This is a genomic window from Pseudomonas sp. LBUM1656 (assembly GCF_059716065.1).
This window is the reverse complement of the sequence record NZ_CP166800.1, coordinates 4,281,353-4,294,436: the sequence shown is the minus strand read 5'-3', so window position 1 is coordinate 4,294,436 and position 13,084 is coordinate 4,281,353. Positions and strand designations below refer to the sequence as shown.

The window sequence follows — 13,084 nt, the reverse complement described above, 5'->3', positions numbered from 1 at the left end:
CCTCCAGGTTGTGGAAGGTGTTGGCGCGGTGGCTACCGCGCCCTTCAGGGATTACCAAAGCGCCACGGTGTAACCGACAATCAGCCGGTTCTCATCGAGGGCGGTATTCAAGCCATTGCCGGAGCGGAAAGTCACGTTGCGCCAGCGCAGGCTGACGTCCTTGAACGGGCCGCTCTGGATGACGTAACTGATGTCGGTGTCGCGCTCCCGCTCGCGGCCATTGTCGACGCTGCCGGCCTTGACGTGGCGACCGTCGGTGTAGCGCGTCATGAAGGTCAGGCCTGGGATGCCTTGCGCCGCGAAGTCATAGTCGTAACGCAGCTGCCAGGAATCCTCGTCGGCGCGGGTGTAGGTGTTGAAGGTCACCAGGTTGACCACATACGGATCGCCGCCATTGAGGAACGGAAAGGCGCTGTCGCCGGACAACTGCTGGTATGTGGCACTGACCTTGTGGGCGCCGTGGGACACGGTGAACATGCTGTTGAAATTGCGGTTATCGATACGCCCGGCCCGTTCGGCGCCGTCGCCCCGGCTGTCGAAATAGCGCAGGTCGCTGCGCAGGTTGAAACCGTTGCCCAGCGGCTGGGTATGCACCAGTCCGACGAACTGCTGGCGATAAATCTGATCGAGCTTGCCGTAGTAGTAGCTCAGGTTCAGTTGCGGGCTTAAGGCGTAGTTGCCGCCCGCGAAGTCGAAGTGATCGCTACTGGCAGCGCCGTAACCGATGTCATCGTTGCTGGAGGAGTCCCGCAGATTGGCCTTGGTCAGGCGTCCGGTATTCACCGTCAGGCCGTTTATTTCCTGGCTGGTCAGCAAGCCGCCTTGAAAGGTCGAACCCAGCAAGCGGGTATCGTTGTAGGTCACCACAGGCAGCAGGGGTTGCAGGGTGCCGATCTTCAACACGCTCTTGGATACCCGCAGCTTGCCGGTCAGCCCCAGTTCGCTGAACTCGTCCGCAGGCTCATGGCTGTTCGGGCCAAAGGGCAGCAGCCCGGTGCCGCGGCGATCCGGGCTGGAGTCGAGTTTCAACCCCAGTTCCCCCAACGCATCGAGACCGAAGCCGAAGGTCCCGTCGGTGAACCCGGACTCGATGCGCGCGGTGAACCCCTGCGCCCATTCTTCAGCCTTGGATTGTGGTGCGTTGTCCTGACGGAAATCGCGATTGATGTAGTGGTTGCGCATCTCAATGCGGGCCTTGCTGTCGTCGATGAAGTCGGCCATGGCGCTGGGTGCGACCACGGGTAGACTCAATGCGGCGGCGAACGAAAACAGTGATTCGTAAGGTGCGGTACGCGCGGGCTTCATTATTTTTATTCCCTGCCATCAGATCGATTGTCGTTTAGTGCTTGCTGGCGCCAGAGGCACCGATACCGGTCATCGAACGGATGAACTGCGCCAGGTAACGGCCACGCTCAAGGGCTGCACGAGGTGAGGAGTCGGTGACCGAAAATACCCAGGCGCTTAAAAAGGCCAGGCTCATGGAAAACAGCGCCGGGTTGGAGTAGGGGAACAGGGCCTTGTCGTGATGCAGCACGTTGACCCACACCGCCGGGCTCAGGACCAGCAGGACAATCGCCGAAATCAACCCTGTCAGACTGCCGGTGACGGCACCGCGGGTGGTCAGGCCTTTCCAGTACATCGAGAGGAACAGCACCGGGAAATTCACCGAGGCGGCAATGGCCAGCACCAGGCCGGAGAGGAACGCGATGTTCTGCGATTCGAACAACAGGCCGAGAATGATTGCCAGGACGCCGATGCACAGCGTGGCAATGCGCGACACGCGGATTTCCTGCTGCTCTGTGGCCTGACCCTTGCGCATCACGCAGGCATACAAATCGTGGGACACCGCCGAGGCGCCGGACAACGCCAGCCCGGCGACCACTGCGAGAATGGTGGCGAAGGCGACCGCTGAGATGAAGCCGAGGAACAGGTTGCCACCCACGGCCTGGGCCAGGTGCACGGCGATCATGTTGCCGCCGCCGATGATCGCGCCGCTGGCATCGCGGAACGCCGGATCGGTGCCGACCATGACGATAGCGCCGAAACCGACGATGATCAGCAGCAGGTAGAAGTAGCCGATAAAGCCAGTGGCGTAGAACACGCTTTTACGCGCTTCCCTGGCGTCGCTGACGGTGAAGAAACGCATCAGGATGTGGGGCAGGCCGGCGGTGCCGAACATCATGCCCAGCCCCAGCGAGATCGCATCGATCGGGTTCGACAGCAGGCCACCGGGCGCCATGATTGCGTTGCCCTTGGCGTGCACGGCGGTGGCGCCGGCGAACATCGCTTCGGTGCTGAAACCGAAATGCTTGAGCACCATGAACGCCATGAAGGTGGTGCCGAACAGCAGCATCACCGCTTTGATGATCTGCACCCAAGTGGTGGCGAGCATGCCGCCGAAGGTCACGTAGAACACCATCAATACGCCAACCAGCATGACCGCGTAGAGGTAGTCGATACCGAACAGCAATTCGATCAACTTGCCGGCGCCGACCATCTGCGCCACCAGATACATCAGCGCCACGGTCAGGGTGCCGAAGGCCGAGGTCAGGCGCACCGGGGTTTGTTCCAGGCGATAGGAGACCACGTCGGCGAAGGTGTATTTACCGAGGTTGCGCAGGCGTTCGGCGATCAGAAACAGAATGATCGGCCAGCCGGCCAATACGCCCAATGCATACAGCAAACCGTCATAGCCATTGAGGAACATCATGGCGGAGATGCCGAGGAAGGATGCCGCAGAGATCATGTCGCCGGCAATCGCCAGGCCGTTCTGAAAACCGGTCATGCCACCGCCGGCGGTGTAGAAATCGCTGGCGGAGCGAGTGCGCAATGCTGCCCAGCGGGTGACGCCGAGGGTAAAAAGAACGAACACCAGGAACATGCCGATGGCGTTCCAGTTCAGTGGGCGGGATGCGCCGTCGGCGGCAACCGCCATGTCGGTGACCACTGCCAGCGGCAGCAGGAACAACGCGAGAAGACGGCTCATCGGGCGCACTCCTGTTTCAGTTTTTCGTTGAGCGGGTCGATGATGTTGTTGGCGCGATAGACGTAGAAACCGGTCAGTGCAAAGGCCAGCACCACGATCACCACACCGACCAGCATGCCTACGGTGGTGACGCCGCCACTCAGGGATTGGCCGAGGGTGGCGGGGGAGAACGCCACCAGCAAGACGAAGCCGAAATAGATCACCAGCATGATCAGCGACAGCGACCAGTAGAGGTTTTGTTTGCGGCGTACCAACTGGATGAAGTCGGGGTGCCGGCGGATGAGTTCTACGTCTTTGGGTGTCATGGCGCGCTCTCTGTTGTTGTTTTTGTTGTGGGGTGAAACGTTAACCGTTGTCGAAACCTGCATCCGGCCCTGTAGCAGCTGTCGAGCCCCAGCGAGGCTGCGTTCGGCTGCGAAGCAGTCGTAAAACTTGACCACGAGGTTTTCCTGAAGTACCGCATCGCCTGATTTCACGACTGCTTTGCAGCCGAACGCAGCCTCGCTGGGGCTCGACAGCTGCTACAGAGCCGCGTTAAGCATCAGAACTGGTCGAAATCCAGCACAACCTTGTCGCTCACCGGAAAGGCCTGGCACGACAGCACGTAACCGGCGGCCACTTCGTAGTCTTCCAGAGCGTGGTTGCTGTCCATTTCCACCTCGCCTTCGATGACTTTGCATTTGCAGGTCGAGCACACACCGGCCTTGCACGAGTAGGGCAGTTCGGCACCCTGCGCGTTGCCGGCGTCGAGGATGCTCTGGCTGTTGCGCGGCAGGTCGAAGGCCAGGGCGCGGCCGTCGCTGATGACGGTGATCTGGCTGACGGCGGCATCCACCTGGCGCGCCGCCTCGCGGGCCTCGCGTTTTTGCGTGCTGCCGACGGCAGCGAACAGTTCGAAATGGATGCGTTCAGGCGCCATGCCTTTGGCCTTGAGACTGTCGCGCACGGTTTCGGTCATTTCCTGCGGGCCGCAGATGAACGCCGCATCGAGGGCTTTGACGTCGAGCCAGCGGGAAAACAGTTGCTCGCATTTCTCGGCGTTGATCCGGCCGTTGTACAGGTCGACATCCTGCTGTTCGCGACTGAAGACGAAGATCAGGTTCAGGCGCTGCAGGTAGCGGTTTTTCAGGTCTTCGAGTTGTTCACGAAACAGCGCGCCGGAGCTGGAGCGGTTGCCATACAGCAGCGTCACGCGGCTGTGCGGTTCGGTTTGCAGGGTGGTCTTGATGATCGACAGGATCGGCGTGATGCCGCTGCCCGCCGCGACGGCCAGATAGTTGCCATGGCGAGCCGGGTCGAGATCGACATGAAAATGCCCGGCGGGCGGCATCACTTCCAGGCTGTGCCCGGCCTGCAACTGCTCGTTTGCAAACGCCGAGAAACGGCCACCGGCCACACGCTTGATGGCGACGCGCAGTTCGCCGTCGTTGACACCGGTGCAGATTGAATAGGAACGACGCACTTCTTCGCCGTCCATCTGGGTGCGCATCACCAGGTGCTGGCCCTGGGTGAAGTGAAAACTGTCTTGCAGGTGCTGCGGAATTTCGAAGGCGATGGACACCGCGTCACGGGTTTCGGCGCGCACATCCTTGATGGTCAGGCTGTGAAATTTACTCATTTTTATTCTCCAGCTGGACGGCCGATCGCCGCTCAGATGCACTTGAAATAGTCGAACGGTTCCCGGCAATCGACGCAGCGGTATAACGCCTTGCACGCCGTAGAGCCGAATTCGCTGAGCACTTCGGTGTGGGCGCTGCCGCATTGCGGGCAAACGATCACCGGGCTTTCGCCGAGCAGGCTGCGTTTGCTGGTGCTGCCCTCGGGCGGTGCGATGCCGTAGGCGCGCAGTCGTTCGCGGCCACTGTCGGTGATCCAGTCGGTGGTCCAGGCCGGGGTCAATTTGCGCTCCAGTAACGGCGCCTTGAATCCGGCCCGTTCCAGCGCCTCGCGGATGTCGCTCTCGATCACTTCCGTAGCGGGGCAACCGGAGTAGGTCGGTGTGACCACCACGTGCAGATGACCGGCCTGCCAGTCGAGATCGCGCACGATGCCCAGGTCGACCACGCTGACCACCGGCACTTCCGGGTCCATGACCTGCGCCAATGTCGCCCAGGCCGCTGCCAGATCGGTCGGTTGAGCCGACCGGGCACCGAGGTCGCTGGCGATCAACTCACCAGGTTGCATCGGGGTACGCTCGTGGCAGGAATTGCATCTCGGCCAACAGAATGCCGAGGTGTTCGGTGTGCAGGCCTTTGCGCGCATTCAGGTAGAAATAACTCGGCGCAGCGGGCACTGACAGGGTGGCGCTGGCGAAGATTTCGTTGACCTTGGCCTGCCACGCCGCAGCGACTTGCGCGGCGTCCGGGGTGATGCCGGCTGCGCACAGTCGTTGCTCGCTGTCATCGGCGCTGGTCAGCTCGACCGTGAAACGCCAGACCTCAGGGATAGCCGCGATCATGCGGTTGTGGCTTTCCTCGGTGCCGTCACCCAGGCGCTCGACCCATTCGCCGGAGCGGCGCAGATGATAGGTGACTTCCTTCACGGCTTTGGCGGCGATCCCGGCGATGCGTTCGTCGCTGGACTCGCTCAAACATTTGAGTACCTGCAGGTGCCAGGCGTCATACAGGAACTGCTTGAGAATGGTCACCGCGTAATCGCCGTTGGGTTGTTCCACCAGCAGCAGATTGCGGTAGGCGCGCTCGTCACGGCGGAACGCCAGGTGATCGGCGTCGCGACCGTCGTTCAGCAGTTCGGCAGCGTACTCCAGCCAGTTGCGCGCCTGGCCCACAAGGTCGAGGCCGACGTTCATCAGCGCCAGTTCTTCTTCCAGCGCCGGGGCCTTGCCGCACCATTGGCACAGGCGCTGGCCCTGGATCAGGGCGCTGTCGCCGAGGCGCAGCAGGTATTCGATCAGATCGGTCTTGGTATTCATGGTGGACCTCACATGTGCCCGACTTCGGCCGGCAGCTCGTAGAAGCTGGCGTGGCGATAAACCTTGTCGTCCGCCGGGTCGAACAGCGGGTCTTTTTCATCCGGCGACGAGGCGGTAATCAGCGCCGAGGGCACGACCCACAGGCTCACGCCTTCGCTGCGACGGGTGTAGAGCTCGCGTGCGTTTTCGATGGCCATGATGGTGTCGGCGGCATGCACGCTGCCGACATGCTTGTGGTTGAGGCCGTGCTTGCTGCGCACGAAGACTTCGAAGAGGGTCCATTCAGACATTTTATTGACTCCACATCAGGTGGCCGATCAGGCGGCGTTCTTGTTCTGTTTTTTGCGAGCGTGGGCAACCGCGGCTTCGCGGACCCAGGCACCGTCTTCAATGGCTTTGCGGCGGGTGGCGACGCGTTCCTGGTTGCACGGGCCGTTGCCCTTGAGCACTTCGTAGAACTCGCTCCACTGGATGTCGCCGAAGTCGTAGTGACCGCGTTCGGCGTTCCACTTCAGGTCCGGATCGGGGCAGGTGCAGCCCAGCAGTTCAAGTTGCGGGATGGTCTGGTCGATGAAGCGCTGGCGCAGTTCGTCGTTGCTCTGGCGCTTGATTTTCCAGGCCATGGATTGGGCACTGTTGGGGGAGTGTTCGTCGCTTGGGCCGAACATCATCAGCGACGGCCACCACAGGCGATTGATCGCGTCCTGGACCATGTCTTTTTGCGCTTGATTGCCGTGACGCATCATGGTCAGAAGGATTTCGTAGCCCTGGCGCTGGTGGAAGCTTTCTTCCTTGCAGATCCGCACCATGGCCCGGGAGTACGGGCCATAAGAGGTGCGCTGCAACACCACCTGATTGACGATTGCGGCGCCGTCCACCAGCCAGCCCACCGCGCCCATGTCGGCCCAGTTCAGCGTCGGGTAATTGAAGATGCTCGAGTACTTGGCTTTGCCGCTGTGCAGCCTGGCGATTTCTTCATCGCGGTCGGCACCGAGGGTTTCCATGGCGCTGTAGAGGTACAGGCCGTGGCCGGCTTCGTCCTGGATCTTGGCCATCAGTTGCAGTTTGCGTTTGAGCGATGGCGCGCGGGTGACCCAGTTGCCTTCGGGCAGCATGCCGACGATTTCGGAGTGGGCGTGCTGGGAGATTTGCCGGATCAGGGTCTGGCGATAGGCATCGGGCATCCAGTTTTTTGCTTCGATCTTGATTTCTGAATCGATTTTTTCCTGGAAGGCGCGTTCCTGTTCGGACATTTCCGACAGGTCTTTTATGCGTTTTACGCCTGTTTCTACGAGCTGTGCGTACATTTTTGGTCTCCCGCCTTGAATCTGATCTAGGGCATGGAGAACTTTATAAGCGATACATAAATTAATATCAAACATAAAATATCGTGTCGTATGTATTTTTGTATCGCTTTGGGATGGATGGTTGTTTTGTGAGTCAGGAGCTGACTGACTTCAAGCACCTGCACACCCCTCTCCTGTAGCAGCTGTCGAGCCTTGGCGAGGCTGCGTGCTTATGTGTTCTTTTATCGCAGCCTCGCCAAGGCTCGACAGCTGCTACAGGGGAAAGGTGTTGGTGGTGAATTCTGGACAGCGTAATGGCTACTTAGTAGCATCCGCGGCATACGGATCTCTCTCGTGCACGTCGATCGACGTGGGTCTAAAAAGGAATCGAAATGCATAAGTTCACCCATGCCGATAAAACCGTTGCGTTCACTGTCTTGAGCGGTGAAGTGGTGGGCAGCGAAAAGCTCAGCGAGACCCGTGTGACCACCACGGGCGGCGTTCATGTGAATGGGAAGGACGGGGATCTCACGCCGGTGCGTGTCAGCTCGGTGTCCATCATCAATCATGAGTTCTGGGTCAAGACCCCGGACGGCGTCGAGCACGATGTGAAGCTGCGCGGCGTGGACATTCCGTTGCGTACCGGCCAGGAAATCTCGTTGATCAGTGCCGTGAAAAAGGACGGTTCGCCCCTGCACACCATCCTGCTGAACCACACGGCGTCCAAACGCTGGATCCTGCGTGATGCGAGCGTGCTCAATACCGAGCTGGAGTTGACGCCCTTCAACTGGAAGACCGTGCTGATCGTGTCGGGATTGTGCGTGGCCGGTATTGCCACCGCCGGGCTCGGCCTCCTGGCGGCGGGGGGGTATCTTTGCTTTGCGTTGTACCAGGGCTCCCAGCGCAAGAAACTGCTGGTCAGCGACCTGAACGCCTACCTCTCGAAACTGGACAATCTGGCGGCCAGCCGTACTCCGACGCCAAGCGTTGTTCAAGTCGAAGAACCCGCCCAGGCTGAACTCTCCTTTCAGCTCGAAAGCCCTGCACCGGCGCAAACTTCGGTCGAGCCTGAAAGCCCTGAGCTGAACAGGGACAGCGTGCGCAGGGCGCTATCGCGTAATCTCTGAACGACCTGCCAGGCCTGATGGTTCGGGCACAGCCTCAGCCTCGCATTGGCAGCGGAATACAGAGCGTTCCCGCGGCATTTCGACGACAGAGGACTCGCTCCCACAGGGAGAGGGCGCTCACAAAAAAAAGCCCCGCAAAAAGCGGGGCTCAAAGGGTGCAGCAGTCATCCTTTAGGGCGCTTGTCCATCACATGACAAGCCTTCCCCTCAGACCGCTTGATCGAATGCATCGGCTGCAAGACAATCCGCGAACTGATCCCGATATACGTCTTGATATGCCGACTCAACTCGGCACACACCGCCTTCTGCTGGTCATCCCCCAAATGCTGATGCTCAGCCTTGAGCTCGACATGCACATCCACGCTGTCCAGATTTCCGTTGCGATACAGATGAATCTCATAACACTCCGCAAGCTGTTTGATTTTCAGCACCTGTTCCTCGATCTGCGTCGGAAACACGTTAACCCCACGAATAATCAACATGTCATCACTGCGCCCGGTGATCTTGTCGATCCGCCGCATCGGCCGCGCCGTACCCGGCAACAGGCGCGTCAAGTCACGGGTGCGATAGCGAATCATCGGCAGGGCTTCCTTGCTTAGCGAGGTAAACACCAGCTCACCCATCTGCCCGTCCGGCAGCACTTCACCGGTGACCGGATCGATGATTTCCGGGTAGAAGTGGTCTTCCCAGATCGTCGGCCCGTCCTTGGTCTCGGCGCATTCCATAGCCACGCCAGGCCCCATGATTTCCGAGAGGCCGTAGATGTCGAGGGCGGTAATGCCCAGACGGTTCTCGATGGCGCTGCGCAGCTCGGCTGTCCACGGCTCGGCGCCGAAGATGCCCAGGCGCAGGGCCAGTTTGTGCGGATCAATGCCCTGGCGCTCGATTTCATCGGCAATGTTGAGCATGTATGACGGCGTGACCATGATGATGTCCGGCTGGAAATCCTTGATCAGCTGCACCTGCTTCTCAGTCTGGCCACCAGACATCGGAATCACCGTGCAGCCCAGGCGTTCAGCGCCGTAATGCGCACCGAGGCCACCGGTAAACAGGCCGTAGCCATAGGAAATATGCACTTTGTCGCCACGCCGGCCACCCGCTGCGCGGATCGAGCGCGCGACGACGTTGGCCCAGGTGTCGATGTCGTTCTGCGTGTAACCCACGACCGTCGGTTTGCCGGTGGTGCCGCTGGAGGCGTGCAGGCGCACCACGTCGTGCATTGGTACGGCGAACATGCCGTACGGGTAGTTATCGCGCAGGTCGGTTTTGGTGGTGAACGGAAATTTCGCCAGGTCTTCCAGGGACTTGATGTCGTCCGGGTGCACGCCCAACGCGTCGAAGCGTTGGCGATACAGCGGCACATTGTTGTAGGCGTGATTAAGGCTCCAGCGCAGACGTTCCAGCTGATGCTGGCGCAGTTCGTCGATGCTGGCGGTTTCCATCGGGTCCAGCACGGGATCAAGCACGGCTTTGGCAATTGGCATGTTCATGACTTCACTCGAATTATTTTTGTGTTTCGGCCCTTCTACACAAGGGCTTTGAGTGCATGCCCCAAGGATACCTCTCGGCTCCCCGGGAATCGCGGTTCTTTAGTCGGACAAACGCTCGATGATCAGCGCGATGCCCTGGCCGACGCCGATGCACATGGTGCACAAGGCGTAGCGACCCTCACGTTCTTCCAGTTCATGCAGGGCGGTGGTCACCAATCGTGCGCCGCTCATGCCCAACGGATGACCGAGGGCAATCGCGCCGCCATTGGGGTTGACCCGCGCATCGGTGTCGCTCAGGCCCAATTCGCGCAGTACCGCCAGACCTTGCGCGGCAAAGGCTTCGTTGAGTTCGATCACGTCCATGTCGGCGAGGCTCAGGTTGGCCAGCTCCAGGACCTTGCGCGTTGCCGGCACCGGGCCGATGCCCATGATCCGCGGCTCGACCCCGGCAGTGGCCATCGCCACGACCCGCCCGCGGGCCTTCAGGCCATGGCGTTTTGCGACTTCCGGGCTGGCCAGTAACAGCGCACAAGCCCCGTCATTGACCCCGGATGCGTTGCCGGCGGTGACGCTGCCACCTTCGCGAAACGGCGTGCCGAGTTTCTGCAGCTGTTCAAGCGTGGTGTCGCCGCGTGGGTGCTCGTCATGCTCGACGACTTTGGCCGGGCCTTTGCGCTGGGGAATTTCAACCGCGACGATTTCCTTGGCCAGACGCCCGCTGGCCTGGGCCGCGCTGGCACGTTGCTGGCTGCGTAGGGCAAAGGCGTCCTGGTCGGCGCGGGAGATGTCGAACTGCTCGGCGACGTTCTCGGCGGTCTCCGGCATGGAGTCGATGCCGTAGGCTTTTTTCATCAGCGGATTGACGAAACGCCAGCCGATGGTGGTGTCGTAGACCTGCGCATCGCGAGAAAACGCCTGCTCAGCCTTGCCCATCACCAGCGGCGCGCGGGACATCGACTCGACGCCACCGACCAGCATCAAGCCGGCCTCGCCACAACGAATCGCCCGCGCTGCGGTGCCAATGGCATCCAGCCCGGAACCGCACAAACGGTTGAGCGTGGTGCCGGGCACGCTGACCGGCAACCCGGCCAGCAGCGCCGACATGCGCGCGACGTTGCGGTTGTCCTCGCCGGCCTGGTTGGCACAGCCGTAGATCACGTCATCCACGGTATTCCAGTCGACTTGCGGGTGACGGCGCAGCAATTCGCGCAGCGGCACCGCGCCGAGGTCGTCGGCGCGCATGCTGCTCAAGGCGCCGGCGTAGCGGCCGATCGGGGTCCGCACGGCGTCGATGATCAAGGCATCATTCATTCGGGTTCTCCTGCGCGAGCACAGCGCCGCGCACTTTGTAGGATTTGCCATGGAACAGCGCGATCAGCTGGCCCAGTTGGTTTTCAATGCGTACGTCGTAGTTGCCGGTGCGACCGGAACGGCTTTGCTCGGTGCAGTCGGCATTCAAGGTGTCGCCCAGGCGCGCCGGAGCGATGTAGTCGATGCTGCAACCAATGGCCACGGTGGCTTCGTTGTAGCTGTTGCAGGCCAGGGCAAACGCCGAGTCGGCGAGGGCGAACAGGTAGCCGCCGTGGCACGTGCCGTGGCCCTGGATCATGTCGGCGCGCACGCTCATGCCGACGCGGGCGCAACCTGGCGCGGCGGAGAGCAGGCGCATGCCCATCGCCTGGCTGGCGGTGTCACGCTTGAACAACGCTTGCGCGCAGTCGCTGGCCAGGTTCATGGCTTCATGGTTGGTCATGAAAATTCCTCCCTTCAGCGACCCGGCGGCGCAACAGCAGCGACGGCCGATAACGTTCTTCGCCGTAACTCGCTTGCAGGTTTTCCAGCACCGTAAGGATGCGCGAAAGGCCAATGGCATCGGCCCAGGCCAGCGGGCCTTGCGGGTAATTGACCCCGGCACGCATCGCCAGATCGATGTCGGAGGCCGAGGCCACGCCTTGCAGCACGGCGTCGGCGGCTTCGTTGGCGAGCATGGCGACGGTGCGCAGCACCGCGAGGGCGGGGCTGTCGCTGAGCGCGCTGACCGAGAACCCGGCCCGTTGTAGCAACGCGACGCCGTGTTCGAGGGCGACGAGGTCGATGTCTGCCGCGTAGCTGATGGCAAGACGGCTGGCCTTGCCGTAGTCGAATGCCAGGTCGAGCAGGATCAGGTTGCGCAGGCCATCTTCCCTGGCACGCTGACAGGCCATGCGCCCGTCACTCAACGCCAGCACCGCGTCGCCGACCCGCAGCAGACCCTGACCGTCGCGCTGAACGATCTCGATATTGTGTTCGCGCAGGCGTGGAATCAATGCGTTGGCGATACCCAGATCACCTTCTACCACGCAGGTTTCAACGGCGTGTTCGCTGCTGATGGACATTGGTTGCGGACGTTCGGTGCATTCGGCGTAGCGATAGAAGCCATGACCACTTTTCCGGCCCAGACGCCCGGCATCCACCAGTTCTTTCTGGATCAGCGAAGGCAGGAAGCGGGTGTCGCCGTAATAGGCGTCGAACACCGAGCAGGTGACGGCGTAGTTGACGTCGTGGCCGATCAAATCGGTCAGTTCAAACGCGCCCATCGCAAAACCACCGGCCTCGCGCATCAGTGCATCGAGCGTCGGGCAATCTGCCGCGCCTTCCTGGAGCAAACGCAAGCTCTCGGCGTAGAACGGCCGGGCCACGCGGTTGACGATAAAGCCTGGCGTCGAGCGGGTGTGCACCGGTTTTTTGCCCCAGGCCTTGGCGGTGTCGTACAGGCATTCAGCCAATGCTGGATCGCTGGCCAGGCCAGTAACAATTTCCACCAGCGCCATGATTGGTGCCGGGTTGAAGAAGTGCAGGCCGAGCAAGCGTTGCGGGTGGTTCAACTGCGCCGCGATGCTGGTGATCGACAACGACGAGGTGTTGCTCGCCAGAATGCAGTGCTCACCGCAGATGCCTTCCAACTGGCGGAATAGGGCGCGTTTGACCTCAAGGTTCTCGACGATGGCTTCGATGATCAGCTCGCAATCGGCCAGTGCTTCGATGGCTTCCACGGCCTGAAGGCGGGCGATGGTCGCCATCCGCGCCTCGGCGCAGAGCTTGCCTTTCTCGACCCTTTTGCCTAATTGCCGATCAATCCCATCGATGGCCTGAGCCGCAGCGCCCGGACGATTGTCCAGCAACAGCACCGGATGGCCGGCCTGCGCCGCGACCTGCGCAATGCCGGCACCCATGGCCCCGGCGCCGATCACCGCGATGCGCGCGTTGGAATTCAGTGCTGTCAT

Annotated in this window: 13 protein-coding genes; 1 reads left to right on the top strand and 12 read right to left on the bottom strand. The window is 61.2% G+C overall.

All coding sequences use genetic code 11. The features are described from left to right. Window positions 1–51: 51 nt before the first annotated feature. From ACA072_RS19470 to paaA, 8 genes are all read right to left on the bottom strand, one after another. A complete protein-coding gene (locus tag ACA072_RS19470) occupies window positions 52–1,305 on the bottom strand; it encodes an OprD family porin (RefSeq protein ID WP_497619923.1) in 1,254 nt (417 codons plus the stop codon). Between the two features lie 34 nt (window positions 1,306–1,339). Then, window positions 1,340–2,986: a cation acetate symporter gene (locus tag ACA072_RS19465; RefSeq protein WP_497619921.1), complete on the bottom strand. Its 1,647-nt coding sequence runs from the start codon at window positions 2,984–2,986 to the stop codon at window positions 1,340–1,342. Then, complete coding sequence (locus ACA072_RS19460; protein ID WP_497619919.1) at window positions 2,983–3,291, bottom strand: DUF485 domain-containing protein; 309 nt, start codon at window positions 3,289–3,291, stop codon at window positions 2,983–2,985. Before ACA072_RS19460 ends, ACA072_RS19465 begins: the two co-directional genes overlap by 4 nt. A 236-nt stretch (window positions 3,292–3,527) precedes the next feature. Further along, complete coding sequence (gene paaE / locus ACA072_RS19455; RefSeq protein WP_497619917.1) at window positions 3,528–4,604, bottom strand: 1,2-phenylacetyl-CoA epoxidase subunit PaaE; 1,077 nt, start codon at window positions 4,602–4,604, stop codon at window positions 3,528–3,530. A 32-nt stretch (window positions 4,605–4,636) separates the two neighbouring features. Beyond that, on the bottom strand, window positions 4,637–5,170 hold the full coding sequence (paaD, locus tag ACA072_RS19450) for a 1,2-phenylacetyl-CoA epoxidase subunit PaaD (RefSeq protein WP_497619915.1): 534 nt from the start codon (window positions 5,168–5,170) through the stop codon (window positions 4,637–4,639). Next, on the bottom strand, window positions 5,157–5,918 hold the full coding sequence (gene paaC, locus ACA072_RS19445; protein ID WP_497619912.1) for a 1,2-phenylacetyl-CoA epoxidase subunit PaaC: 762 nt from the start codon (window positions 5,916–5,918) through the stop codon (window positions 5,157–5,159). Before paaC ends, paaD begins: the two co-directional genes overlap by 14 nt. 8 nt (window positions 5,919–5,926) lie before the next feature. Further along, the gene (gene paaB, locus ACA072_RS19440; RefSeq protein WP_198865865.1) at window positions 5,927–6,208 is read right to left on the bottom strand and encodes a 1,2-phenylacetyl-CoA epoxidase subunit PaaB; all 282 of its coding nucleotides are present in this window, start codon (window positions 6,206–6,208) and stop codon (window positions 5,927–5,929) included. Window positions 6,209–6,235: 27 nt separating this feature from the next. Then, a complete protein-coding gene (gene paaA / locus ACA072_RS19435) occupies window positions 6,236–7,225 on the bottom strand; it encodes a 1,2-phenylacetyl-CoA epoxidase subunit PaaA (protein ID WP_497619910.1) in 990 nt (329 codons plus the stop codon). Between the two features lie 371 nt (window positions 7,226–7,596). On the opposite strand from paaA, the gene ACA072_RS19430 reads away from it, so the two are divergent. Continuing rightward, window positions 7,597–8,331: a hypothetical protein gene (locus ACA072_RS19430; RefSeq protein WP_497619908.1), complete on the top strand. Its 735-nt coding sequence runs from the start codon at window positions 7,597–7,599 to the stop codon at window positions 8,329–8,331. Window positions 8,332–8,495: 164 nt separating this feature from the next. Here ACA072_RS19430 and paaK read toward each other — a convergent pair whose 3' ends face one another. From paaK to paaH, 4 genes are all read right to left on the bottom strand, one after another. Continuing rightward, complete coding sequence (gene paaK / locus ACA072_RS19425) at window positions 8,496–9,821, bottom strand: phenylacetate--CoA ligase PaaK (protein WP_497619906.1); 1,326 nt, start codon at window positions 9,819–9,821, stop codon at window positions 8,496–8,498. Between the two features lie 99 nt (window positions 9,822–9,920). Further along, a complete protein-coding gene (gene pcaF, locus ACA072_RS19420; protein WP_497619904.1) occupies window positions 9,921–11,132 on the bottom strand; it encodes a 3-oxoadipyl-CoA thiolase in 1,212 nt (403 codons plus the stop codon). Beyond that, the gene (paaI, locus tag ACA072_RS19415) at window positions 11,125–11,574 is read right to left on the bottom strand and encodes a hydroxyphenylacetyl-CoA thioesterase PaaI (RefSeq protein ID WP_497619902.1); all 450 of its coding nucleotides are present in this window, start codon (window positions 11,572–11,574) and stop codon (window positions 11,125–11,127) included. The genes pcaF and paaI overlap by 8 nt, the downstream gene beginning before the upstream one ends. Further along, window positions 11,561–13,084, bottom strand: a complete 1,524-nt coding sequence (gene paaH, locus ACA072_RS19410) for a 3-hydroxyacyl-CoA dehydrogenase PaaH (protein WP_497619901.1) — start codon at window positions 13,082–13,084, stop codon at window positions 11,561–11,563. Before paaH ends, paaI begins: the two co-directional genes overlap by 14 nt.